22 protein-coding genes, 1 other RNA gene and 1 pseudogene are annotated in these 23289 nt (G+C 73.0%); 3 read left to right on the top strand and 21 right to left on the bottom strand.

Features of this window, described 5'->3' with window-relative positions; translation table 11 throughout:
• Position 1 precedes the first annotated feature (1 nt).
• The 6 genes from fabD to mutL all read right to left on the bottom strand — a co-directional run bounded on the left by fabD (position 2) and on the right by mutL (position 5305).
• Positions 2 to 973, bottom strand: coding sequence for a [acyl-carrier-protein] S-malonyltransferase (fabD, locus tag D6718_09140; protein RMG44773.1), 972 nt, complete (start codon positions 971 to 973; stop codon positions 2 to 4).
• Complete coding sequence (plsX, locus tag D6718_09135) at positions 970 to 2001, bottom strand: phosphate acyltransferase PlsX (protein RMG44772.1); 1032 nt, start codon at positions 1999 to 2001, stop codon at positions 970 to 972. The genes fabD and plsX overlap by 4 nt, the downstream gene beginning before the upstream one ends.
• Before the next feature lie 28 nt (positions 2002 to 2029).
• Positions 2030 to 2215, bottom strand: a complete 186-nt coding sequence (locus tag D6718_09130; GenBank protein RMG44771.1) for a 50S ribosomal protein L32 — start codon at positions 2213 to 2215, stop codon at positions 2030 to 2032.
• 3 nt (positions 2216 to 2218) lie between these two features.
• A complete protein-coding gene (locus D6718_09125; protein RMG44770.1) occupies positions 2219 to 2779 on the bottom strand; it encodes a DUF177 domain-containing protein in 561 nt (186 codons plus the stop codon).
• A 60-nt stretch (positions 2780 to 2839) separates the two neighbouring features.
• Positions 2840 to 3535 (bottom strand): lytic transglycosylase domain-containing protein, encoded by a 696-nt coding sequence (locus D6718_09120; GenBank protein ID RMG44769.1) that lies wholly within the window; start codon positions 3533 to 3535, stop codon positions 2840 to 2842.
• Positions 3536 to 3610: 75 nt separating this feature from the next.
• Entirely contained in the window at positions 3611 to 5305 is a 1695-nt protein-coding gene (gene mutL, locus D6718_09115; protein RMG44768.1) for a DNA mismatch repair endonuclease MutL, read from the bottom strand.
• A gap of 674 nt (positions 5306 to 5979) precedes the next feature.
• Here mutL and D6718_09110 point away from each other — a divergent pair.
• Both D6718_09110 and D6718_09105 read left to right on the top strand, forming a co-directional pair.
• A complete protein-coding gene (locus D6718_09110) occupies positions 5980 to 6426 on the top strand; it encodes a sigma-70 family RNA polymerase sigma factor (GenBank protein ID RMG44767.1) in 447 nt (148 codons plus the stop codon).
• Between the two features lie 125 nt (positions 6427 to 6551).
• Positions 6552 to 6659: pseudogene (locus tag D6718_09105) on the top strand (molecular chaperone DnaJ).
• 83 nt (positions 6660 to 6742) lie between these two features.
• On the opposite strand, the gene D6718_09100 reads toward D6718_09105, so the two are convergent.
• Positions 6743 to 8092, bottom strand: a complete 1350-nt coding sequence (locus tag D6718_09100; protein ID RMG44766.1) for a hypothetical protein — start codon at positions 8090 to 8092, stop codon at positions 6743 to 6745.
• 118 nt (positions 8093 to 8210) lie between these two features.
• Between D6718_09100 and maf the strand changes: the two genes are divergently transcribed.
• Complete coding sequence (gene maf / locus D6718_09095; GenBank protein ID RMG44765.1) at positions 8211 to 8816, top strand: septum formation protein Maf; 606 nt, start codon at positions 8211 to 8213, stop codon at positions 8814 to 8816.
• Between the two features lie 365 nt (positions 8817 to 9181).
• Here maf and gcvP read toward each other — a convergent pair whose 3' ends face one another.
• From gcvP to rnpB, 14 genes are all read right to left on the bottom strand, one after another.
• Entirely contained in the window at positions 9182 to 12067 is a 2886-nt protein-coding gene (gcvP, locus tag D6718_09090; GenBank protein RMG44764.1) for a glycine dehydrogenase (aminomethyl-transferring), read from the bottom strand.
• A 34-nt stretch (positions 12068 to 12101) separates the two neighbouring features.
• Positions 12102 to 12488, bottom strand: a complete 387-nt coding sequence (gene gcvH, locus D6718_09085; GenBank protein RMG44763.1) for a glycine cleavage system protein GcvH — start codon at positions 12486 to 12488, stop codon at positions 12102 to 12104.
• A gap of 55 nt (positions 12489 to 12543) precedes the next feature.
• Positions 12544 to 13680 (bottom strand): glycine cleavage system aminomethyltransferase GcvT, encoded by a 1137-nt coding sequence (gene gcvT, locus D6718_09080; protein ID RMG44762.1) that lies wholly within the window; start codon positions 13678 to 13680, stop codon positions 12544 to 12546.
• Positions 13681 to 13734: 54 nt separating this feature from the next.
• Positions 13735 to 14169 carry a hypothetical protein gene (locus D6718_09075; GenBank protein ID RMG44761.1) on the bottom strand — a complete coding sequence of 145 codons (435 nt, stop codon included), beginning with the start codon at positions 14167 to 14169 and terminating at the stop codon, positions 13735 to 13737.
• Positions 14154 to 14753, bottom strand: coding sequence for a hypothetical protein (locus tag D6718_09070; GenBank protein RMG44760.1), 600 nt, complete (start codon positions 14751 to 14753; stop codon positions 14154 to 14156). The genes D6718_09075 and D6718_09070 overlap by 16 nt, the downstream gene beginning before the upstream one ends.
• A complete protein-coding gene (locus tag D6718_09065) occupies positions 14750 to 15493 on the bottom strand; it encodes a helix-hairpin-helix domain-containing protein (protein RMG44817.1) in 744 nt (247 codons plus the stop codon). The genes D6718_09070 and D6718_09065 overlap by 4 nt, the downstream gene beginning before the upstream one ends.
• 134 nt (positions 15494 to 15627) lie before the next feature.
• Positions 15628 to 17001, bottom strand: coding sequence for an RIP metalloprotease RseP (rseP, locus tag D6718_09060; protein ID RMG44759.1), 1374 nt, complete (start codon positions 16999 to 17001; stop codon positions 15628 to 15630).
• Positions 16998 to 18179: a 1-deoxy-D-xylulose-5-phosphate reductoisomerase gene (locus D6718_09055; protein RMG44816.1), complete on the bottom strand. Its 1182-nt coding sequence runs from the start codon at positions 18177 to 18179 to the stop codon at positions 16998 to 17000. The genes rseP and D6718_09055 overlap by 4 nt, the downstream gene beginning before the upstream one ends.
• Before the next feature lie 41 nt (positions 18180 to 18220).
• The gene (locus D6718_09050) at positions 18221 to 19204 is read right to left on the bottom strand and encodes a hypothetical protein (GenBank protein RMG44815.1); all 984 of its coding nucleotides are present in this window, start codon (positions 19202 to 19204) and stop codon (positions 18221 to 18223) included.
• A complete protein-coding gene (locus D6718_09045; GenBank protein ID RMG44814.1) occupies positions 19027 to 19851 on the bottom strand; it encodes an isoprenyl transferase in 825 nt (274 codons plus the stop codon). Before D6718_09045 ends, D6718_09050 begins: the two co-directional genes overlap by 178 nt.
• Before the next feature lie 112 nt (positions 19852 to 19963).
• Complete coding sequence (truA, locus tag D6718_09040; GenBank protein RMG44758.1) at positions 19964 to 20767, bottom strand: tRNA pseudouridine(38-40) synthase TruA; 804 nt, start codon at positions 20765 to 20767, stop codon at positions 19964 to 19966.
• A complete protein-coding gene (locus D6718_09035; protein ID RMG44757.1) occupies positions 20764 to 21687 on the bottom strand; it encodes an LD-carboxypeptidase in 924 nt (307 codons plus the stop codon). The genes truA and D6718_09035 overlap by 4 nt, the downstream gene beginning before the upstream one ends.
• Positions 21684 to 22916, bottom strand: a complete 1233-nt coding sequence (locus D6718_09030; protein RMG44756.1) for an amidohydrolase — start codon at positions 22914 to 22916, stop codon at positions 21684 to 21686. The genes D6718_09035 and D6718_09030 overlap by 4 nt, the downstream gene beginning before the upstream one ends.
• 34 nt (positions 22917 to 22950) lie before the next feature.
• An RNA gene (gene rnpB, locus D6718_09025) (RNase P RNA component class A) lies at positions 22951 to 23289 on the bottom strand; the annotation flags it as partial.

The following is a 23289-nucleotide window of genomic DNA, read 5'->3' as shown; positions in this document are numbered from 1 at the left end:
GTCAACCCTCCTCCCTTCCCGCCAGGGCTTCGACCGCCTCCCGCATGCTCTCGGCGGAACCGGCCGGGCGGACCGCGAAGGGCGCCCCCGCGCGCCGCGCCAGCCCCGCCAGGACGCGGCCCGGGCCGAGTTCCAGTGCCTCGGTCACCCGGAGCTCCGAACCGAGGGTCCGGAGGACGTCGACCCACCGCACCGGCGCGACGACCTGGCGCACGAGACGGTCGCGCGCCTGCGCGCCGGTCGTCACCGGGCGGGCGTCCACGTTCGCCACCACCGGGAACCGCGGTTCCCGGAACTCGATCCCGTCGAAAAAGCGCGCCAAGCGTTCGGCCGCCGGGGCCATCAGGGGGCAGTGGAAGGGGGCGCTGACCGCGAGCGGGACGACCCGCTTCGCTCCGCGCCCGCGCGCCGCCGGTCCGAGGCGCTCCACGGCCGCGGCGTGGCCGGCGACGACGATCTGGTCCGGCGCGTTGATGTTGGCCGGCACGAGGACCTCCCCCTCCCGCGCCGTTTCGGCGCAGAGGGCCGCGACCGCATCCGGCTCGAGACCGATCACGGCCGCCATCGCGCCTTCCCCGACCGGCACCGCCTCCTGCATCGCCTCGCCACGCAGCCGGACGGCTCGCACGGCGTCTTCGAAGGCGAGCACGCCGGCGGCCACGAGCGCCGTGTACTCCCCGAGGCTGTGGCCCGCCGCGGCGGCGGGTAGCGGGACGCGCCCTTCGAGCACCCGCCAGCAGGCCACCCCGACGGTCAGCAGGGCCGGCTGGGTGTTTCGGGTCAGCCGCAGCCGCTCCTCGGGCCCCTCGAAGCAAAGCCGGGAGAGAGGCTCCCCCAGCGCGTCGTCGGCGGCGGCGAACACGGCTTCCGCTTCCGGCCATGCATCCACGAGGTCCCGGCCCATTCCGACACGCTGGCTTCCCTGGCCGGGAAAGAGCGCCGCCCACGCTGGAAGCGCTTCCGCGCCGCTCATGCCGTCGCTCCGAGTCGCTGCTCCGCCTCGTGCAAGGCTTCGATGTCCGCGGCGATTTTCTGCACCATCTCGAGCCGGGCCGCCGTCTCGGCGACCTTCAGAGCGTTGCGAATCGCTTTGGCCCGCGACCGGCCGTGGGCGACCACCGCGACGCCGTTGAGGCCGAGGAGCGGCACGCCCCCGTACTCGGCGTAGTCCAGCTTCCGCATGAGCACGCGGAACACCGGCTTGAGCGCCAGCGCGCCCAGCCGGCGCAGCGGCCCCCGGGCGATCTCGTCGCGCAGCTCGTTCACGATCGACTCCGCGATCCCCTCGGAGACCTTCAGGACCACGTTTCCCACGAAGCCGTCGCACAGTACGACGTCGGTGCGCCGGGAGAAGATGGAGTTGCCCTCCACGTTCCCGATGAAGTTGATCTTGGTCGCCTTGAGGATGTGCTGGACCTTTCGGAGGACCTCGGTTCCCTTCGTGTCTTCCTCTCCGACGCTCAACAGGGCGACCCGCGGCCGTTCGATGCCGAAGACCCGCCGGGCGTAGTGGTGCCCCATGACCGCGAACTGGCGGAAGTGTTCCGGCCGGCAGTCGAGGTTCGCTCCCGCGTCGAGAAGGATCGCGTAACCTCCGCCTCGCTGCGGAAGGGGAGCCGGCAGTGCCGGGCGGTCGACGCCCTCCAGCAGTCCGCAGATCACCTTGCACACCGCCATCATCGCTCCGGTGTGCCCCGCGGAGACGAATCCCGCCGCGCGGCCATCCCGGAGCAGCCGCGCCCCCACATGGATGGAGGAGTCCCGCTTGGTGCGGATGCTGGTGATCTTCTCCCCCATCTCGATCACCTGCGAGGCGGGGACGATCTCCAGGCGGTCGCTCGGGCGGCCGCCGCAGCGGGCGAGGGCGGCCTCGAGCTCGTCCGGCCGGCCGACCACCAGCACGCGGTTCCCGGTGTCGCGCGCGTATTCGAGCGCCCCGCGCACGATCTCGTGCGGAGCGTGATCGCCGCCCATCCCGTCGACCGCCAGCGGTAGGGACATGCGTGCCGAGGGTGTCACCGGGATCGGTTCAGACGCTCTGGCCGGTGCTCAGGATCTCGCGGCCCTTGTAGTGGCCGCAGGCGGGGCAGACGCGGTGCGGGAGCTTCGGTTCGCCGCACCGGTCGCAGCGCGCCAGCGACGGGATGGGAAGGGCGTCGTGAGCGCGCCGCTTGTCGCGCCGTGCCTTCGAACTGCGACGCTTGGGATTCGCCATCGGTCAGTCTCCTCCGGAGCGGCGTCCGCTCCTCAGGGATTCGATCAGTTCCGCCAGCCGGGTGACCTCGCCCCCGCCCCGCCGTTCCGGAGCGCATCGGCAGGCTTCCCGGTTGAGATTCGCGCCGCAGCCGGAGCACAGCCCGCGGCAGCTCTCGTCGCACAGGGCGCGGAACGGAAGCGCCAGATCGACCTGTTCCCTGGCCACCGCCGTCAGATCGAGTTCCTCGCCTTCGAGGGGGTAGACGTCGGCCGCCTGGGGATCGTCCTCGGGGAGGATCCGGTACGGGTCGAAGGTGTCCTCCGCGTTGGGGATCAACAGCAGGTGGAAGTCCTCTTCCACCGGGCGCTCGAAGCTCTCGAGGCAGCGCACGCACACGAGAGTCACCACCGTGCTGATGTGCGCGTCGAGGTCGATGCCCCGGGAGGCGCGGGCCAGCCGGCCACTGAGCCGGACCGGACCGCAGACCACCTCTTGTCCGCCCTCCCAGCGGAAGGCGGCAACTTCCACACGCCGGTCCAGCCAGACCGGCCCACGGTCCAAGTCGCTGATATCCAACAGCATCGATGTCTCTCGGGGGGCGGGGATTATATCAGCCCCCCAGGCCCGGACCAAGAACCGGCTTCAGGCGCCGCTCTCCGACCGCAGGCGCTCGACGTGGCGGTAGATCCGCCGGAGGTACTCCTGGGTCTCCCGGTACGGCGGGACGCCCCCGTAGCGTTCCACCGCACCCTCCCCCGCGTTGTAGGCCGCCAGGGCCAGGTCCAGGTCCTCGTTGAAGCGGTCGAGCATCCGCCGGAGGTAGCGCGCCCCTGCCTCGATGTTGGCGGCGGCGTCGAAGGCATTGTCGAGCCCCATCTCGCGGGCGGTGCCCGGCATGATCTGCATGATGCCCTGGGCGCCCTTGTCGCTGAGCGCGAAGGGGTCGAGGTCCGACTCGACCAGCGCCACGGCCACGAGGAGTTCCGGGTCGAGGCGGTACCGCTCGGCGGCCCGCGCGATGGTCTCGGCGAACGGCCCCGCCTCGACGCGCCAGGGGGGCGGTGCCGGCCGGTCCCCGGAATTCGGGCGCGAGGGACCGCGGATCTCCGCGATCCGCGAGGCGGGAACCTGGAGGCGGTTGCCGCCGCCCAGGTCGAGCTCGACGACCGCGCCGGCACGGCGGGCGGCGAGAACCCTCATCGTCCGGGAGTCCTTGAAGACGACAAGGCGGCCGGATGCGGCCGCGGGGACCGCGGCCAAGGCGAGCGCCATCAGCGCTGCGATCAGGCGCGCGGCTGCGACGGCGAACGGATCGGCGGGAGAGTTCCTGAGCGTCATGTGCGGTTCGTCCCGGGCCCTCTCCTCCGGCTCCCGTCCGTATACCGCGGAAAGGCAGGCGAGTCCACCCCCTTGTCAGGTCCGGCCGAAGGCCCTTTCGAGCCGATCCAGTTCGATCCGGATCGAAATGGCCCGTCCGTGGGGGCAGTGAGCCGGGACCTCGCAGCAGCGCAGGCCTCGCAACAGGTAGTCCATCTTCTCCCGCGTCAGCGGCATACCCTTCTTCACCGCCGCATGGCAGGCGATGGTGGCCAGAAGCCGCGGCACGAGCTGCTCGGCCCCCACCCCGTCCCCGCGACCCAACGCGGCGAGGACTTCCCTCAACGGCCCCTCGACCGGACGGCTTCCGAGGATCTGCGGCGCCTCGCGGATCACCACCGTCCGGTCGCCGAACGGCTCGATCCGGAAGCCGATCCGCTGCAGCGTGCCGGCGTGGCGCTCGACCAGCTCCCCCTCCTCCGGTCCGAGCTCCACCGTCGGCGGAAAGAGAAGCACCTGGCGGGGCAGCGGGCCGGACGCGGCGTCGCGCAGCAGACGCTCGTACAGGAGCCGCTCGTGCGCGACGTGCTGGTCGACGACGAGAAGGCCTTCGGCGTCCTCGGCGACGATGTAGCAGTCGCGGAACTGGGCGAGGGCTCGGACCGAATCGGCCGGCGGCTCCGCCACGCCTGGCGGCTCCGGCGCCGCCGCCCTCGCGTCCCACAGCGTGGCTCCGCTCCCTGCGGGAGGAGCCGCCGGCCCGGTGGGGGATGCGGAGGGCGGCCCGAGCCGGGGCAGCGCGTCCGGCCGCGCGAGAACGCCGCGCAACGCCGCGACGACCGCACCCCTCACCCGCCTCGGTTCGGCGAAGCGAACCTCGGTCTTGGTCGGATGCACGTTGACGTCGACCTGTTCCGGCGGAATCTCGAGGTAGACCACCGCCACGGGGTACCGCCCGGAGGGGAGCGACGGGCCGAACGCGTCGCGAACGGCCCCGAGGAGCAGCGGATCGCGGACCGGCCGCCGGTTGACGAACAGATGCAAGCCGGCGCGCGTCGGCCGATGCACGTCGGCGGGAGCGGCGAAGACCTGCACGCGGAGGTCGCCGTCGGCGAGCCGGCCTTCGACGAGCCGGGCCGCCCAGCGGCTCCCGAGGACATCGCCGATCCGCTCTCTGATTCCCGCGGCCGGCGGGGCCACGAGCAACGGTTTGCCCGCATGTCGGACGCGGAAGCCGGTCTCGGGATGGGCCAGCGCCGATCGGGTGCAGACCCGCAGGCAGTGCTCGAGCTCGGTGCCGACGCTCTTGAGGAACTTGAGGCGCGCCGGCACGTTGGCGAACAGCCGCTCGACGGTCACCGTCGTGCCGCGGGCGCGCGCAGCCGGCTCGCGCCCGACGAGCCGTCCGTGGTCGAAGAGGACGCGACAGCCTTCCGAGCCCTCTCCGGGGCTGGTCACCAGTTCGACCCGGGCCACCGACGCGATGGCGGCGAGCGCCTCGCCCCGGAAGCCCAGCGAACGGATCGCCCCGAGGTCGTCCGGTGCGGCGATCTTGCTGGTGGCGTGCCGCTCGAAGGCGAGAAGGGCGTCGTCGGGGTCCATGCCGCAGCCGTCGTCGGCCACGCCGATGCGCGCGCGCCCTCCCTCGACGAGGTCCACTTCGATCCGGCGCGCTCCCGCGTCGAGAGCGTTGTCGAGCAGTTCCCGGACGACCGAGGCCGGCCGCTCGACGACCTCCCCGGCCGCGATGCGGTCGGCGACCGTCTGAGGAAGCACCCGGATCCGGCCCATCGCGTTGGCTCCTCCCGGCGAGGGATCGCCCGAAGGCTACCCCGTCTTCACCGGCGGGTGCACCCAGCCGGGCCGGGGACCGGCGGGGCGCCGGCCGGGACCCTGCGCTCCCGCCTCCGGCCGCCGGGTCGCGCGCCGGGCGACTCGCCGGCCCGCGCCCGGCGCCCCCTGTCGCGCGGGGCGCGACACCGGTCCCCGAGTGGAGTCCCGGGACGCCGCCCGGGAGCCCCACGGACCCCACGGCCACGGCTCGCGCCGGCGCGGAAACCGTCGCGCCTCGGGGCTCGCGCGGCTCTCCGGGCCCGCGCTGCCGTCGGCCCGGCCTCCGTGCGGTGCACCCTCGTTGGCGAACCCGGCTCGGTGAATCGCGGAGAGCTTCCCGGCCTCCCCCCATCCGGCGCCGGCCCGCGGAGGCAGCTTCCCGGCACCCGGCGAGTTGGGCGGAGCTTCGTACCTTCGGGGAGGTGCCGGCCGACCGGCCGGGGCCGAAGGCGTCTCGCCGGGGGGCGTCGCGAGCGGTCCGCCGCCGCCGGCCGGAGAGGGGCCGGACCCACGCGGGAACGGGTGGACATCGTCAAACAGTCGCCGTATAATTCGTTTGTACGTTAGAGGTGGCATCGGCCTGCCGACCGTGCCAACTCGGCGGGCCGCGCCAAATTGACGCGGGTGGAGCGATGAAAACCCTTGAAAATCGGGCCCCGGGGGCTGGCACCCGGATTGCACAAGGCCGGGGCGGCAAGCGACCCGAGGACACGACGACGATGTGGATTCCCTGGCTGCTGAAAGAGAAGTCCCTGGACGACTTCGTCGACCACGACGGCGAGACCCGGCTGTCCCAGCTCATGGAGGACTCCGGGACGGCGCGGCCGGAGGACAGCCTGTACAAGAAGGAGCTGGTGGAGATCACCCGCCAGGCTCTGGAGGAACTCCCCGAGCGGGAGCGGCTGATCCTCCTGAAGCGCTTCGGAGTCATGGGCAATGACGAGATGACGCTCGAGGAGATCGGCAAGATCCTGGGCCTGTCCCGCGAGCGCGTCCGGCAACTCGAGAAAGAGGCCAAGATGAAGCTGCGCGAGCGCCTCGGCTCCTTGCGCCAGCAGCTCCAGTTTTCTCTGACCTGACCTCCAGCACCCAGGGGCCTTTCGCGAGGCCCCCGGGAGGAGAAACCCTCCCCTCCCAACCGACCTCCTCCCAATCGCACCCCCTGGCCCGCCGGTTCCCCAGCCGGCGGGCCGTTTTTTTCCCCGGGCCAACTGCGCCGGGCCGGGCCCGTCGACCCGCGGACGGGCGTCGCACCGCGCCCGCACGCGCCCGGCCCGCCCGACAGGGCGCCGGGAGCCGGCGCGCGGCTCCCTCGAATCCGGCGTTTCGGCTCGGCGCGGCCGCGCCGGGGAGAAGGGTCGATCCCGGGGTCGGGCGCAGCGTTCTCAGGACTCCTCAGCGCCCGGAGGCGCCGTGGTCCACGAGGTGCCTCGCCTCGTAAAAGTTGAAAGAGGGATCCTGTTCGGCCGTGTGGCACGCGGTGCAGGTGGGCAGCGTCACCTTTCCGTACGGCTGGGCGGGGCGCGCGACATGTCCGGCCGCCGGTCCGTGGCAGGCCTCGCAGCCCACCTCGGCCAGGTGAGGCGTCATCTCCCGATCCACGAAACCGCCCGGGCGCCCGTAACCGGTGCTATGGCAGGCCACGCAGTTCGGGTGGGCCCTGCCCGCCCGCGCGAGGAGATTCCGGAAGGCGGCGGCGTGGGCCGTTCGGGACCAGGACTCGACGATCTCGGCGTGGCATGGCGTGCAAGCTCCGCTGCCCAGGTATCCGCCGCTGCCGACCCTCCCCTCGCCACCGTTGGAGGGGAGGGCCGTCAGCCGCATCCTCTCCGCCTCCTGGGCCTCCGCGAGAACGGAGACCATGTGCTCTTCCAGCGTCGGATCCGGGGCGATCGCGCGCGTCAGCCCGATCGTCCGGCCATCGAACCGCAGCCGCCCGTCGGGCTCCCGGAAGACGTGGATCTCCGCCAGGTGCTTGCCCTGGTCCCCGGTGTAGAGCACGAGTGTGCGCCCGACGCGGACGGGGTCGGCCGTCAGGCGGTCCCCGTAGGCTCCCACCACCACGTCGATCCCGGGAACGGCCTCCACGAGCCGGCGGGTCTCCTCGAGGGGAAGCAGGGCGAGAAGGACGACCATGTCCGCCCTGCCGCGCAGCCGCGGAACCTCCTCGGCGAGCGCCTCTGCCGGGTCGCGCGTCACCACGTGCCCGCCGTCAGGCAGCTTGAGGCGCAGCAGCGGGTTGTGGCGCGTCACCGCGGTGACCGCCACCTGGAGTTCCCCCCGGCGGAACAGCCGCCCCGGGTCGATCCACGTCCGGCCGTCCTCCTCGCGGACCAAGTTCGCCGAGAGGAACGGGAAGTCGGCTTCCGAGGTGACGGCGCGGAAGTGCTCGACACCGGAAGCGAGGTCCCGCTCCCCCACCCCCGACGCGGCGTAGTCGAGGAGATTCATTCCCGTCACGATGCCGCGGGTCTTCACGTCGCCGCCGGGCCCCGGGATGTCGGCGAAGTTCCCGGCGTCGAGCAGGAGGAACGGCACGCCCCCCCACGCGCGCCGCAGCGCCGAGACGTAACCGCCGCGCTTGTCCAGCCCCCCCATGGGGGCGCGGGGACAACCGCACTCGTCGACATAGCCGACGACGTTGCCGGTGGCCAGGATGATCAGATCGGGTCGCGGGGCCCCGCGCGCGTCGGCCGCGACGAACACAGCCGCCGTCGCGGCGAGGGAGGCGAGGGCGCTCCGCACCGGAATGCCCGGTGCCCGCCTCCGTTTCGACAACCGCCGTCCCTTCCGTCGATTCGGCACGGGGGCAGAATAGAGCCCGCCCCATCCGGGCGCAAAGCGCCGGTCGCTGGAGGATCCCGTGCGCCCCGTTCCCCCTCTCGTCCTCGCATCGCGCTCGCCGCGCCGCCGCGAACTGCTGCGCCGCGTCGGGTTGACGTTCCGGACGGCGTCGGTTTCGGTCGACGAAAACCTGCGGCCCCGCGAGAGCGGCCGAGCGGCCGCGCGAAGGCTCGCCAGGGCCAAGGCTCTGGCCGCGGCCGCGCGGTGGCCGGGCTGCGACGTGCTCGCCGCCGACACCCTCGTCCTCGTGGACGGATCGGTCCTCGGAAAGCCGGCAGGCCGCGAGGAGGCCCGGAGGATGCTGCGCGCTCTTTCGGGGCGCTGGCACCGGGTCGTGACCGGCGTGACGCTCCTGACCGCCGAGGGGCACCTGCACGAAGGGCTCGCCTGCAGCCGGGTGCGCTTCGCCCGGCTCACGAGAGCCGAGATCGACGGGTACACCGCGACGGCGGAGCCCTACGACAAGGCGGGCGCCTACGCGATCCAGGGGGCGGCGGCCTGGTTCGTCGCCGAGGTGCGGGGCTCGGTCAGCAACGTGATCGGACTCCCGCTGGAAGTCGTCCGCGACCTGTTTCGGTCGGCCCGGCGGCCGCCTCCTCCCTTCCGGTCGACGTCCCGGCGCTGAGCGGCTCCCCCCGCACGGAAGGGGCCGCCCCGACGGCGCGGCATCGCACCCGGCGAACGTCCGGCCCGGGGACGTTCCGCCCGGCCTTCCCTCCGAGGACGCGCGCGCCGGCCGACCGTCCGGCGGCACACCCCGCTTCCCGCCCTCCTGCCGGCCTGCTTCCCCGAGCGGGGCCTCGCTTCTCCCGCCGTCGCGGGGGGCCGCCCGCCGCTTCGAGGCCCGCTGCGCCCCGGCTCGGCAGGTGGGGCCGGTCGCCCCGGGCCCGCTCCCGCTCGGGGAGAACCCCGCCGCCGCAGCGATCCGGAGGCGAATCGTGCCCGCGGAGGTCGGGCGCAACCACCCGCGAGGGTGCCCTTCGCCCGGCTTCAGCCCGCGAACTGCTCGATCGGCGGGCACGAACAGAAGAGATGCCGATCTCCCCAAGCGTTGTCGATGCGGCCCACCGGGGGCCAGAACTTCCGTTCTCGCACCCACGGCTTCGGGAAAGCCGCCCGCTCCCGCGAGTACGGGTGAGTCCAACGCTCGGCCGCGACGGCCTCGGCGGTGTGCGGCGCGTTCTTCAGCAGATTGTCGTTCGGGTCGGCTTCGCCCCGCTCGATCTCCCGGATCTCCTCCCGAATGGCGATCATCGCCTCGCAGAAGCGGTCCAGCTCCTCCTTCGGCTCGCTCTCCGTCGGCTCGATCATCAGCGTGCCCGGGACGGGCCAGGACATCGTCGGTGCGTGGAAGCCATAGTCCATCAGGCGCTTGGCCACGTCCTCCACGTCGATCCCGGCCGACCGTTTCAGCGGCCGGAGATCGACGATGCACTCGTGGGCCACCCGCCCGCGCTTGCCGCGGTACACGACGGGATAGTGGGGCTCGAGTCGCCGGGCGACGTAGTTCGCGTTGAGGACCGCGATCTCGCTGGCCTTCCTGAGCCCGTCCGGCCCCATCATCGCGATGTAGGCATACGAAATCGGGAGGATGCTCGGACTGCCGTACGGTGCGGCGGCGATCGGTCCGATCCCCTGCTCGCCGCCGCCGCGAACGAGCGGGTGTGTGGGCAGGAACGGCGCCAGCCGCGACGAGACCGTGATCGGCCCCATCCCCGGCCCCCCGCCTCCGTGGGGGATGCAGAACGTCTTGTGGAGGTTGAGGTGGCAGACATCGGCGCCGATGTCACCCGGCCGGCAGAGGCCGACCATGGCGTTCATGTTCGCCCCGTCCAGGTGGACGAGGCCTCCGGCTTCGTGGACCTTGCTGCAGATGGAGGCGATCTCCTCCTCGAAGACCCCGTGCGTCGACGGATAGGTCACCATCAAGGCGGCAAGCTCGCCGGCGTGGGCCTCGATCTTCTTCTCGAGATCGGCGAGATCGATGTCGCCGTCCCGGTCGCACTCGACCACCACGACCCGCATGCCGGCGAGCACCGCGCTCGCCGGGTTCGTCCCGTGCGCCGATCGCGGAATCAGGCAGACGTTCCGGTGCGCCTCCCCCCGGGACCGGTGCCAGGCGCGGATGACGAGAAGGCCGGTGTACTCCCCCTGGGCTCCGGAATTGGGCATGAAGGAGATCGCGTCGTGTCCGGTGATCTCGAGCAGCCACGAGCCGAGGCGGTCGAGCAGCGAGCGGTACCCCGCAGCGTCCTCCGGCGGGGCGAACGGGTGCGGCGCGCTGAAGCCCGGTTCGGTGATCGGGAGCATCTCCGCCGCAGCGTTCAGCTTCATGGTGCACGACCCCAGCGGGATCATCGACGATGCGAGCGTGAGGTCGCGGGATGCGAGTCCCTGGAGATAGCGCATCATCGCCGTTTCCGACCGGTGCCGGTGGAACACGGGGTGCTCGAGGAAACCCGTGGTGCGCCGCAGCTCCTCCGGCGGCTCGCTGCCGCTGTCCCGCGCCGCGCTCTCCACCGCGGCGGCGCCCCCCGCGCCGCCGAACGCCTCGGCCAGTGCGGCAACATCCGCCGCTCCCACCGGCTCGCCCAGCGCCACGCCGACGGCGCCGTTCGCGTGCCGGCGCAACGCGTATCCCTTCCGCCGCGCGCGATCGACGATCTCGGCGGCATCGAGCGGCCCGCGCCGCACGGTGAGGGTGTCGAAGACCTCCTCCCTCCCCGTGTCGTAGCCGAGGTCCTCGAGAACCCGGCGCAGCGCGAGGGTCCAGCGCCGGATCCGCGCCGCGATCCCTGCCAGGCCTTCCGGTCCGTGGTAGACGGCGTACATCGCGGCCATCACCGCCGGAAGGACCTGCGCGGTGCAGATGTTGCTCGTCGCCCGGTCGCGCCGGATGTGCTGTTCGCGCGTCTGGAGCGCGAGACGCAGCGCGGGCCTCCCGGTGGCGTCCCGCGACACGCCGACGAGACGGCCCGGGAGCTGGCGCTTGAGGTCGTCCCTCACCGCCATGAAGGCGGCGTAGGGGCCGCCGTAGCCGATCGGAAGGCCGAACCTCTGCGTGCTCCCGACGGCGACGTCCGCCCCCCAGGCGCCCGGCGGCTCGAAGAGCGTCAGCGCCAGGAGATCGCAGTGCACGACCGCCAGTCCGCCCGCGTCGTGGATCCGCCGGCACAGCTCGCGTCCGCTCCTCATCGCCCCGAAGGTATCGGGGTAAGCGATGAGGATCCCGAGATCCCGGGGGCCGGGATCCATCTCTTCGTCGTCGAGCACCGCGATCTCGATCCCCAGCGGCTCGGCGCGTGTTTCGACCACCGCGATCACGTGGGGGTGGCAGCGCGACGACACGAGAAACCGGTCGCGGCCGTCGCGGCCCGACACCCGCCGGCACAGCGTGACCGCCTCCGCCGCGGCGCTGGCCTCGTCGAGCAGCGACGCGTTGGCGATGTCGAGCCCGGTGAGGTCCTGCACCATCGTCTGGAACACGAGCAGCGCTTCGAGCCGCCCCTGCGAGATCTCGGGCTGGTACGGGGTGTAGGCGGTGTACCACTGGGGGTTCTCGAGCACGTTCCGCCTGATGACGGCGGGCGTGATGCACTCGTGGTAACCGAGCCCGATGAACGGGCGGAGGCAGCGGTTCCGGCCGGCGAGCTCGCGAAGTTCGGCGAGCACATCGGCTTCGCTGCGGGCCGCCGGGAGATCGAGATCCCGGCGGAGTCGGATCGGACCGGGAATCGTCTCGGCCACGAGCTGCTCGAGGCTGTCGGCGCCGACCTCGCGGAGCATGGCCTCGACATCGGAGGGGCGCGGGCCGATGTGGCGGGCCGCGAAGCCTCGCTCCGCCCCGGGGCGGCGGGCGTGCTCTCCGTCGTTCATACCGATCCTCACCTGCCGGCGGCGCGCCGGCGTCTCACGCGCTCGTCTCGAGGAACCGCTTGTAGGCGGCGTGGTCCATCAGCGCCTCGAGCTGCGCCGGGTCCGCCGGCCTGAGCTTCACCAGCCAGCCCGCTCCGAAGGGATCCTTGTTGACCTGCTCCGGTGCATCGGCGAGCGCGCCGTTCACTTCGGTCACCTCGCCGTCGATCGGCGCGAAGATCTCCGCCACCGCCTTGACGGACTCGATGGTCCCGAGTTCCTCTCCCTTGGCGACCTTCCGCCCGGGCTCCGGCAGCTCCACGTACACGATGTCACCGAGTTCGTCCTGGGCGAAGTCGGTGATCCCGACGGTAACGCAATCGCCCTCGAGGCAAGCCCACTCGTGAGACTCGGTGAAACGGCAATCCTCCGGCCGCGGCATCTCCACGTCCTCCAGCCGAGCCCGGCCGCCCGTCGAGGCGGCTTCGGGCCCAGCCTCAAGTGCGCCGGCGCCGAGGCCGGCGGTAGAAGGGCAGCTCGACGACCCTCGCGCCCACGCGCCGGCCGCGGATGTCGATTTCGATGCCGGTTCCCGGCTCGGCGGCGGCGGGCGGAAGGTAGCCCATCCCGATCGCCCTCTCGAGCGTGGGCGACCAGCTTCCCGACGTCACGTTTCCGGCGCTCCGTCCTTCCCAGTAGATCTCCTGTCCGGCGCGCGCGATTCCGCGGCCCTCGACCGCGAACCCGATGCGCCGCTTCGCGAGGGGACCGCTCCGCGCGTCGAGCAGGGCGCTCTTCCCGACGAAGTCGTCCTTGTCCCAGTCGACGATGAATTCGAGCCCCGCCTCGAGGACGTTGGTCGACTCGTCGATATCGTGTCCGTACAGCGGCAGCGCCGCCTCCAGCCGGAGCGTGTCGCGCGCTCCCAGGCCCGCCGGCAGGAGCCCCCGATCCGAGCCCGACTCGAGCAGCGCATCCCAAACGGCGCCGGCGTCGCCGGGGTCCAGAAAGATCTCGAATCCGATCTCCCCCGTGTATCCCGTCCGGCTGACGAGTGCCGGCCTTCCGGCCACCCGCCCCTCGGCCACCCGGTACGAGCGAAGCGCGCGCGCGTCGAACCCGGAGGCCAGCGGGGCCAGGATCTCCCTCGACTCGGGGCCCTGGAGCGCTAGGAGGGCGTAGTCGTCCGATCGATCGGAGAACTCCGCCCTGTGGCCGTCGAGACGGCTCTCCACCCAATCGCGGTCCTTGTTCCGGTTCGCGGCGTTGACCACGACGAGGAAGCGCTCCTCGCCCACGCGGTAGACCAGGATGTCGTCGACGAATCCGCCGGTGTCCGTGGTGAACGCGGTGTACCGCGCGCGTCCCGGCTCCAGGGCGCTGATCCGGGACGGGGTGAGCCGATCGAGCAGCGCGGCGGCTCCGGGGCCGGTGATGTCGAACTCCCCCATGTGGCTCACGTCGAACAGCCCCGCCCGCGTCCGGACGGCCCGGTGCTCTTCGATCTGCCCCGTCCTGTAATGGATCGGCATCAGATACCCGGCGAAAGGAGCGATCTTCGCTCCGAGGGCGGCGTGCCGATCATGGAGCGGGGTCTTCCGGACCGCCTGGGAGGCGCGCTCCGATCGATCCATCCGTTTCTCCGGCGGCGTTTCGGGACGCTCCGCGCCGCGAATCGGGCGGCGATCCTACAACCGGCGCGCGGTGCCTTCAATGAGCCCTCGAGATCCACCCTCGGAGATCGCGACCTGAGCCTCCCGCTGCAGCTCCGCCAGGCGGCGGTCGAGGACGTCGAGCCCGCCGGCGAGCACTTCGAGTTTTCTCGCCCGATCCGGGGCGAGCCGGCCCGCGACCGCGAGCAGCCCGCGACCCATCAGGACCTCCCGGCGTGCGGCGGCCAGCATCGCCGGCCGGGCTTTCGGCGGCAAGCGCGTAACGAGTGCCAATCGCGCCGCAGCGGAGACGAGCGTTGCCAGCAGCCTCTCCAGCGCGATCCCCGCGGCGCGACCGGGCTCTCCTTCCAGCTCGCGCTCCAGGCGCACGCACAAGCGCGCCACCTGCCGCGCGGCCGCCGTGCACCGGTCCGGCAACGGCCAGGCCAAGGGTGTCAGCGGCGCCGCCATGCGCCGCCCGCGGACAGGCAGTAGATGCGAATCCGAAGGGCCGCTCCATGGATCACCACGGCGCAGACCGATCCACCGGATGTGACGAAAAGAGAGCCCGGAGTCGCGTGTCCCTCCGCGGTGACCACGGCCATGCGGCTCGGACCGAATCGGACCGCTGGGTCGTCCGGCTCGATGAACCCGGTCGACGGCGGCACCGCCGGCAGCCGGCGCCGTGGCTTGCCGATGCGGGCGCCGGGATGGTCACGCGCGATCGTGAAGGGCGGGCCGGCGGCATCGACCCCGCGGGCGATGTCGTCCCGCCCGACGCCGTCGCCGTCCCCATCGGCCGCCTCGACCAGCGGCTCGTCGCCGCCGGAAAGCGGAAAGACGATCGCTCGATCGCGGCCGTCGGCGCGGGCCGCCCGGGCGAGCGACCTCCATCGCGCCGCCAGATCCCTGGCGGCGGCCAACGCCGCCGGCCCGCGGGCGGCCGGGGCGAGCCGCGCCGCGGCGGCCGCCGCCAGGAGCGCGAAGACCGCGAGGGCGACGACCAGCCCGGCGAGGCTCCCGCCCCGCGCCGCGTTCGAGACGTTTCGCCTCACTTGGGGGGCGTCCTCCCCACCGTCAGCCGGTCGCGGAGCCTCTCGAGCAGGCGCGGGCCGATCCCCTTGACCGCGAGCAGCTCCTCCACCTTCCGGAACGGGCCGTGCTCCTCCCGGAAGGCGACGATGCGGCGAGCGAGCTTCGGCCCGATACCGGGCAGGGCGCTCAGCTCGGCGATACCGGCACGGTTGACGTCCACCGGAGCCGGCGCCTGCGCGCGCGGCCGGGCGGTGTCGCCGGAGGACGCCGCGAGCGCGGGAGCCGCCGCGGCGCCGAGCAATGCAAGGGCCAACCAGAGTCGACGCGTGTCCATGCGATGTCCTCCTCGGGCGGCCTGTGGGCCGCTGGGGGAGGTCGAGGCAATCGCCATGCCCGCCGGACAGGTCCCAGCGCTCACGTTCCGTGACGCGGCGCGTCCGCCGGTGGACGCGCCGGCGTCCGAGCGGACGGGCAGGCGAGGCTCGGTTCGGGCCGAAGCGCCGGAGCGGGCCCGCGGACCGTATCGCGCGGGCAGCGAGGTGCGCCCCGGCGGTGCGAATCGGTGCGCGATTCCGCGAGAACGGGAGAACAGGCCCGCGATCCCGCCCGCGGCGGCGAGCCGGTGGCCGCGACGGCCGGAGGGTCCGGGGACGGATGGAATCGAGCGCCTTTCGGGATACCCCCGACGCGGAGAGGGCGAAGCCCCGCGAAGCGCTCGTCCAGCGGACGGCTCGCCCCGCGGCTCCGAGGGGAGCGGCATCCCGGCGCGAGGGGCCGAGCGCTGCGCATCCCGCGCTTCCGCGCGCGAACCTCCACGACGCTTCCGCGCCCCGTCCTCCCCCTGCCGGGAACCGCGCGGAGGAATTCCGGCGGCGGCGAGGGCGGTTTCGGCGGTCAACGCCCCGGCGGGGCGGACTGTTCGCCGGCGGCGGCCGGCCGGCCCGCGGGCTGCCCGCGGTTCAGACCCTTGGCGACGTCGAGGGCGATGACGGTCGCCATTAGGGCGAGGAGAACCAGCAGTCCCGCCAGCATCACCTTTTCCTTCACCTCGACCGGAAGATCGCGGCGCCGGATTCCTTCGACGAGCAGGATCAGGATCTGGCCACCGTCGAGGACCGGAATCGGAAGAAGGTTGAGGATCCCCAGTTGCAGGCTGATCATCGCCATGAACCGCAGCGTGGCCGCCAGGCCCACCGAGAGCCGGTCGGCGGACATGCGGGCGATCTCCACGGGCCCGGACAGAACCTTCACGCCCAGCTCGCGCTTCACGAGACCGCTGACGGTGCGGAACAGAAGGTCCGATTCCTCGACGGCGGTGCGGAGCGCGGCCTGGAGCGCCGCTACCGGGCCGTAACGGACGAAGCGTGTCGGCAGGCCCAGCAGCACCGCGATGCGGGCGCCCCCTTCGGCGGGCTCGGGAACGACGGCGATCTCGAGGACCTCTCCTCCCCGCCCGATCGACAGCGTGAGGGGGCGGCCGGGACTCGCCTTGATCGCCGCGACCAGGTCGTCGACGCGCTCGAGCGCCCGGCCGTCGACGCCGAGCACCAGGTCGCCGGGGCGCAGCCCCGCCCGGTCCGCCGGCCCGCCTGGGATCACCTCCCGGATCGCGATCGGGGTTTTCGGATAGACCCCGTCCCAGCCGATTCCGGTTCGGGGATCGGCCGCGATCTCCACCTCCAACTCGAGCCGGGATCCGTCCCGCTCCACCAGGTAGCGAGCCCGCTGCCCCGGCCGGAAAGCGATTTCCTTCTGGTATTCCTCGATGGAAGTGATCGCCTTCCCGTCGATGCGCAGGATCCGATCCCCGGGATGCAGGCCTGCGCGGGCCGCCGGAGCGCCGTCCGCGAGCGCCTGCACGACCGGCGGGCCGCTCGGGAGGTCCAGTTCCTCGGCCCCGTGCATGAACAGTCCCCACCACAGGACCACGGCCACCAGCGCGTTCATGGCCGGCCCGGCGAGCAGGATCGCCAGGCGCTGCCACCTCGGCTTGCTCGTCAGCAGGCGCGGATCCCCGCTCGCGGCGCCGCCGCCGTACTCCCCGGCCATGCGCACGTAGCCGCCGAGGGGAAACGGGGCCACGCGGTAGTCGGTCTCCTGGCCCCGGAAGCCGAAGAGCCTCGGCCCGAACCCGATCGAGAAGACCTCGACACGGACCCGGAACGCCTTCGCCGCGAGAAAGTGCCCGAGCTCGTGAAGGAAGATCAGCGGTGCCAGCACGGCGACGAAGGCCAGGACGAACAGGAGCGCTCCCCCCACAGCGCTCATCTCCGGATCCTTTCCGAGCCGATCACCGCCCGCGCTCGACGCCGCGCCTCGCGGTCTGCGGCCAGCACGTCCTCGACACTGTCCGCCGGCGAGCCGTCCTCTTCGGCGAGAACCTCTTCGATAACGGCCGGGATGTCGACGAAACGGATCTGCCCGGCCAAGAACGCCGCCACCGCGACCTCGTTGGCGGCGTTGAGCCGGGCCGGCGCCGTCCCCCCCCGCCGCAGGGCTTCGCGGGCGAGCCCGAGGCACGGGAAGCGCTCGTGATCGGGGGGCTCGAACGTGAGCGCGCCGACCTCGAGGATGTCCAGCGGCGCGACCGCCGACTCCCACCGCTCCGGCCAGCTCAGAGCGTACTGGATCGGGTGTCGCATGTCGGCGGCGCCGAGCTGCGCGACCACCGAGCCGTCACGGAACCGCACCATGCTGTGCACGACGCTCTGGGGGTGGATCACGACGTCGATCCTCTCCGCCGGAATCCCGAAGAGAAAAGAAGCCTCGATCACCTCGAGCCCTTTGTTCATCAGGGTGGCGGAGTCGACGGTGATCTTGGGCCCCATCGACCAGGTCGGATGCCGCAGCGCTTCCTCCACGGACACCCGCTCCAGTGCGCTCCGGTCCATCCCCCGGAACGGGCCCCCCGAGCCGGTGAGGATGATCCGGTCGACTTCCTCCCGCCGGCCGGCGCGAAGGCACTGGTGGATCGCGTTGTGCTCGGAGTCGACCGGCAGGAGCTGCGCTCCCGCCTCCCGGGCGGCCCGGACCATCAACTCTCCGGCGACCACCAGAGACTCCTTGTTGGCGAGGGCGACCGTGATTCCGGCCGAAAGAGCGGCGAGCGTCGGCAGCAGTCCGGCGGCACCGACGATCGCGGAAACGACGAGGTCCGCGCCGCTGGCCACGGCGACTTCCGTCGCGCCCGCGGTTCCCACTCCGATCCGGGGACGCGCCCTGCCGTCGAGCCTCGCGGCGAGATCGCGCGCGGCGCGCTCGTCCTTGACGGAGACGACCGCCGGCCGGAAACGGAGGATCTGCTCCGTCAAGCGTGCCCCGCCGCTTCCGGCCGCCAGGCCGACGACCTGCAGCCGGTCGCGGTGCCTCGCCACCACGTCGAGCGTGCTGCGGCCGATCGATCCCGTCGATCCCAGGATCGCGATCTTCTTGGGCGCGTTCCGCATCTTCACGTCCGCGATTCTACCCGGGCGCGCCGCCGCGCGAATCAGGCGACATCGGCCACCAACCGGGCGTACCAGTACACGACCGGCGCGGCGAACAAGAGGCTGTCCAGGCGGTCGAGAAGGCCGCCGTGGCCCGGCAAGAGCGCTCCCGAGTCCTTCACTTCGGCTGCCCTCTTGAACAGCGATTCCGCGAGGTCGCCCAGGATCCCGGCCGAGCCGGCCGCCGCGCCCAGGGCGAGGGCGTGGCCCCACGGAAGCGCCCGGAAAAACCACAGCGGCGCGAGGAGAGCCGCGCCGGCGGCCAGGGCGACGCCGCACACCGCGCCCTCCACCGTCTTGCCGGGCGACAGGCGCGGCGCGAGCCGGTGCCGTCCCAGCGCCCTCCCTCCGTAGTACGCGCCGACGTCGCCCGCGTAGACGGCGAGCACCGCGAGCATCAGGAGATCCCGCCCCCGCTCGGCGTTCGCCGGCTGTGCGAGCAGCCCGGCGACGTGGCCGAAGGTCAAGCCGAGGTAGAGGGCCGAGGCGATCGTCCCGGCGAAGCGCCGCAGGCGCTCGCGCGGCTCCCCGGCGGCCACCAGGGCCGACCCGAGGCCCGCGAGAAGCAGCCCGGCGAGCGCACCCTGCAGCGCTCCGCCGCCGAGCACGAAGGCGACACCCGCGACGACCGCCCCCGGGATGGCCACCGCGGGCCACGGTTCGAGGCCCACCCGGCCGAGGAGCCGACCCAGTTCCACCGCGCACCCGACCGCAAGTCCCGCGACGACGGTCTCGGCGAACCACGGCGGCGCGTACCGGATGGCCGCGAGCGCGACGAGCGCCAGGGTCAGTCCGGTGGCCAGCCGCTTCACGAAACCGTCAACTCCCGCGGGCCGCCGCCGGAGGGGCCGTCGTCCGGTGCCGGGACTCCCCCGAACCGCCGTTCCCGGCGCTGGTAGTCGATGATCGCCTCGTAGAGGTGGCGCCTCCGGAAATCGGGCCACAGCGTCGGTGTGACGTACAGCTCCGCGTAGGCCACCTGCCACAGAAGGAAATTGCTGATCCTCTGTTCGCCCGAGGTCCGGATGAGAAGGTCCGGATCGGGCAGCCCCGCCGTGGACAGTCGGCCGGCGATCGTCTCCTCATCGATCGCCTCCGGATCGAGGCGGCCGGCGCGGCACTCGGCGGCCAGCGCGCGCGCGGCGTCGACGATGTCGGCGCGCCCGGAGTAACTGAGCGCGATGAGGAACCACATCCCGTCGCCCCCCTCGGTCTCCCGGCGCGCGCGCTCGAGATCCCTCTGCACCGGCTCGGGGAGCTCGCGGAGCCTTCCGATCGGCCGGAAGCGGATCCCGTGCCGCTTGATGGCGGGTAGCTCCTTGTCGAGGTACTCCCTGAGGAGGCGGAAGAGCGTGTCGACCTCCCGCTTGGGCCGCTTCCAGTTCTCCCGGCTGAAGGCGTAGAGCGTCAGGACCTCGATCCCCAGCTCCGCCGACGCCTCCACCACCGCCCTGACCGCGGCGATCCCCGCCCGGTGGCCGGCGATCCGCGGCATGCCGCGCCGTCTCGCCCAGCGGCCGTTGCCGTCCATGATCACCGCCACGTGGCGAGGCAGGCGCTCCTTGTCGATCGCTTCGAGCAGCTTGCGCTCCGCTGCCGTCGGGGCCCGCGCGGCGGAGCCGCCGTCCGTCACCTGCCGCCTCTTCGTCACCGACTCCCCGCTCGCTCGACGCCCGCCTCCTCTCCCTTCCCGGTCGCGCGCGCTCGGCCGGACTGTACCACCCCGACCGCACGATTCAAAAGAATCACGGCGGCACCGCCTTCCAGTCCACCGGCGGATCGTAACGCACCTCCGCGAGCGCCAGGCCCCGCGCCGGCGCGGGGGGTGGAAGAGCCCGCCGATCGCCGCCGGCGACCCGCGCCGCCGCCTCGTCCGGGCCGAGGCGACCGGTCCCGACCGCCACCAGCAGACCGACGAGGTTTCGCACCATCCGGTAGAGGAACCCGTCGGCCGCGGCGACGATCTCGAGCGATCCCTCGCCGCGCTCGATCGCCTCGAGCCGGTGAAGCGTCCGGACGGTGCCGCGCGCGGCGCCTCCGGCGGCCGCGACGGCGGCGAAGTCCCGGCGTCCGACCAGCCCTTCGGCCGCGCTCCGCATCGCGGCCACGTCGAGCCGATCGCGGATCCCCCAGGTCCAGGGCGCCTCGAACGGCAGAACCACGCGGCCGTGGGCGATCCGGTAGCGGTATTCCTTGAGAGCGGCGTCCCTCCTCGGGTGGAAATCCGCCGGCATTTCGGCGATCCCCGTCAAGCGCACCGCGGAAGGGAGCAGGCGCGCGAGACCTCGCGCGAGTTCCGCGAGCGGACGCGCCGCCGGCGGAGCGAACGCCGCCACCTGGGCGAGCGCGTGGACGCCCGCGTCCGTGCGGCCGGCTCCCTGGACCGGAACGGCCCCCGGCGGCAGGCCGTAGAGGCGGGCCACCGCCCGTTCGACCTCCCCTTGCACCGTCGGCCGGCCCGGCTGCCTCTGCCACCCCGAGAACCCGCTCCCGTCGTAGGCGAGGCGCAGCGCGACGCGGCACGACGCCGCCGGGACCCGGACCGTCATCGCGCGCGGGCCGGCGGCCGGTACGCGAGGACGCGCGCGCGGCCGTCGAGGTCGGCCTCGTATCCCAACGGAAGCGGTCGCGAGGCCCGGCCGTGGCCGCACGGAAAGCCGGCGACGCAGGGAACGCCCGCCTCCCCGGCGAACTCCCTCAGAACCTCGCGCAGGCTACGGGAAGGCCGGCCGGGCGGCGGCCGGCAGGCGGTGAACTGGCCCAGCGCCAGGCCCCGAACGCCCTCCAGCATGCCGGAGGCGCGGATCTGCCACAGCATGCGGTCGATGCGATACGGGGCCTCTCCCACCTCTTCGAGGAACAGGATCGCCCCGCGAAAGTCCGGCTGCCACGGCGTTCCGGCGAGCGCGGCGAGCAGGCTCAAGCAGCCGCCCGCCAGGCGGCCGCGCGCCCGCCCCGGCCGCAGCACCGGCCCGCGTGCGGAGATCCGCCCCGGGACCTCGGGTGATTCGAGCATCCGGCGGAGCGCGGCGGCGGCGTATCGTTCGGGACGTCCGAGGTCGGCGACGAGCGGCGCGTACCACGTGCACCAGCCGTGGCCGACGAGGTGGTTCTGGATCGCCGTCAGGTCGGAAAAGCCATAGAGCCATTTCCGCGTGCCGCCTCGGACGAGCGCCGCCGGCAGGCCCCCGAGCAGCCGGGCGCCGCCCCAGCCGCCCCGCGCGGCCCAGACGGCGTCGATGCCGTCGTCGCTCAGCGCCCAGACGAGGTCCGCCAGGCGCACGCGGTCGTTTCCGGCCAGGTCGCCCCGCCGCGCGCGGAGGTGGGGGGCGGCGACGGGGCGGTAACCCCAGGAACGAAGCCGCTCCATCCCCGCCCGGAGCGCGGGCGGGTCGATCGGGGACCCGGGCGCGACCACGGCGATCCGCGCACCCGGAGCGAGTCCCGACGGGAGGGATCGGGAACTCACGGCGCTCCCGCCTCGACGATCAACGGCGCCTCCCGCACGGCCCCGCTCCCCTTCCTCTCCGCCTGCGCCTCGGCCACCGCCGCGGGGTCGGCGAGCAGGTCGAGCGCCGTCAGCGCCAGCGCGCGGCAGACCCGTGCGGCCGCGTCGAGCGCGGTCCCTGACGCGGCCGCGCTCGCGAAGGTCTCGGTGTGGCTGGCGAGATCCGGGGGGCCGATCCGGAACAGGGGATGAAGCACCGGAACGCGCTGCGAGAGACGCCCCACGTCGAGCGACCCGAAGGGACGGCCTGGCCCGGGACGAACGGCGAGCCCGAGCTCGCTCGCGTGGCGCTCGTAACGGCGCGCCAGCGCCTCGCTGCAGGTGAACTCGTGGTAGAGGTTGTCGACCGGCTTCACCCGGGCTCTCGCTCCCGTCTCCCGCGCGATCTTCGCCACCATCGCCTCGAAGGCGGGAACCACGCGGTCCACCAGCTCCCGCGCGGTCGCCGCCCTCAGGCTGAAACGCGCCCGCGCCCGGTCGGGAACCACGTTGGGACGCACCCCGCCCTCGAGGATCACCCCCGGCATCCGCACCTCCGGCCCGAGCTCCTCCCGGAGCGCGTCCCGCGCCACGAAGAGCCGGATCATCGCATCGAGCGCGTCGATCCCCCGTTCGGGCGCCACCACGGCGTGCGAGGCTCGCCCCTCGAAGAGAACCTCCATCGACCACGAAGCCAGGCTGTCGACGCGGACGAGGTCCTCTCCCGCGGGATGGGCGAGAAGCGCCGCGTCGATCCCGTCCAGCTCCCCGCGCGCGTCCAACACCACCTTGCCGCCGATCGTTTCCTCCGCGGGGGCGCCGACGACGAGAATCGTCCCGCCCGTCTCGGAGACGACCGAGCCCAGCGCGGACGCGGCCGCGTAGGCGACGGCCGAGACCAGGTTGTGCCCGCCGGCGTGCCCCAACCCGGGCAAGGCGTCGTACTCGGCGAGGAAAGCCACGGCCGGCCGCCCGTGCCCGCGGCGCGCCTTGAACGCGGTGCGCAGCCCGCCGATCCCCACGGTGGCCTCGAACCCGTCCTCTTCGAGTTCCGCGGCCAGCCGGCCGGCCGCGTGTTCCTCGCGGAGGCCGAGTTCGGGACGCCGGTGGAGGTCCGCGGCGAGGTCGCGCATGCGCGGCTCGATCCGCTCCAGTTCGGCGAGCACGCGTTCCCGGAGCCTGCGCACGCGGTCCAATCCGCTCGCCTCCATTCGCCGGCCTCCCGGGAGCGGGAGATCGAGGTGTCGGGGGAGCCGGACGTAAGCCGGATTCTGTTCTCCCCTGGGGGGAGGAGGATCATTCCTCTGGGACGGCGGTTGCCCGCCGCCTCGAGCGGCCTACCCGGGGGCGGCGCGGGTCACGCCATCGCCCCCCTATTTGGCCTTGCTCCGCGCGGGGTTTGCCGAGCCGCCCCGGTCACCCGGGACGCTGGTGGGCTCTTACCCCACCGTTTCACCCTTGCCCGCACCGGCCGAAAGCGGCCGGCCGCTGGCGGTCTGCTCTCTGTTGCACTTTCCGTCGGGTCACCCCGCCTGGGCGTTACCCAGCGCGCTACCCTGTGGAGTCCGGACTTTCCTCCGCGGG

Source organism: Acidobacteriota bacterium (genome assembly GCA_003696075.1).
Taxonomy (GTDB): domain Bacteria; phylum Acidobacteriota; class Polarisedimenticolia; order J045; family J045; genus J045.
This window is presented reverse-complemented; position numbering and strand designations above follow the sequence as displayed.

What these genes read in the sequence shown, in the direction of transcription:
- D6718_09110 (RMG44767.1), top strand. Translation starts at nt 5,980, where the DNA reads ATGAAAACCCTTGAAAATCGGGCCCCGGGGGCTGGCACCCGGATTGCA.
- gcvP (RMG44764.1), bottom strand. Translation starts at nt 12,067, where the DNA reads ATGAACGACGGAGAGCACGCCCGCCGCCCCGGGGCGGAGCGAGGCTTC.
- D6718_09120 (RMG44769.1), bottom strand. Translation starts at nt 3,535, where the DNA reads ATGACGCTCAGGAACTCTCCCGCCGATCCGTTCGCCGTCGCAGCCGCG.
- D6718_09130 (RMG44771.1), bottom strand. Translation starts at nt 2,215, where the DNA reads ATGGCGAATCCCAAGCGTCGCAGTTCGAAGGCACGGCGCGACAAGCGG.
- plsX (RMG44772.1), bottom strand. Translation starts at nt 2,001, where the DNA reads ATGTCCCTACCGCTGGCGGTCGACGGGATGGGCGGCGATCACGCTCCG.
- D6718_09075 (RMG44761.1), bottom strand. Translation starts at nt 14,169, where the DNA reads ATGGCGGCGCCGCTGACACCCTTGGCCTGGCCGTTGCCGGACCGGTGC.
- D6718_09055 (RMG44816.1), bottom strand. Translation starts at nt 18,179, where the DNA reads ATGCGGAACGCGCCCAAGAAGATCGCGATCCTGGGATCGACGGGATCG.
- D6718_09030 (RMG44756.1), bottom strand. Translation starts at nt 22,916, where the DNA reads ATGGAGGCGAGCGGATTGGACCGCGTGCGCAGGCTCCGGGAACGCGTG.
- truA (RMG44758.1), bottom strand. Translation starts at nt 20,767, where the DNA reads ATGACGGTCCGGGTCCCGGCGGCGTCGTGCCGCGTCGCGCTGCGCCTC.
- fabD (RMG44773.1), bottom strand. Translation starts at nt 973, where the DNA reads ATGAGCGGCGCGGAAGCGCTTCCAGCGTGGGCGGCGCTCTTTCCCGGC.
- mutL (RMG44768.1), bottom strand. Translation starts at nt 5,305, where the DNA reads ATGGGCCGGATCCGGGTGCTTCCTCAGACGGTCGCCGACCGCATCGCG.
- D6718_09125 (RMG44770.1), bottom strand. Translation starts at nt 2,779, where the DNA reads ATGCTGTTGGATATCAGCGACTTGGACCGTGGGCCGGTCTGGCTGGAC.
- rseP (RMG44759.1), bottom strand. Translation starts at nt 17,001, where the DNA reads ATGAGCGCTGTGGGGGGAGCGCTCCTGTTCGTCCTGGCCTTCGTCGCC.
- gcvT (RMG44762.1), bottom strand. Translation starts at nt 13,680, where the DNA reads ATGGATCGATCGGAGCGCGCCTCCCAGGCGGTCCGGAAGACCCCGCTC.
- D6718_09065 (RMG44817.1), bottom strand. Translation starts at nt 15,493, where the DNA reads ATGCCGCTCCCCTCGGAGCCGCGGGGCGAGCCGTCCGCTGGACGAGCG.
- gcvH (RMG44763.1), bottom strand. Translation starts at nt 12,488, where the DNA reads ATGCCGCGGCCGGAGGATTGCCGTTTCACCGAGTCTCACGAGTGGGCT.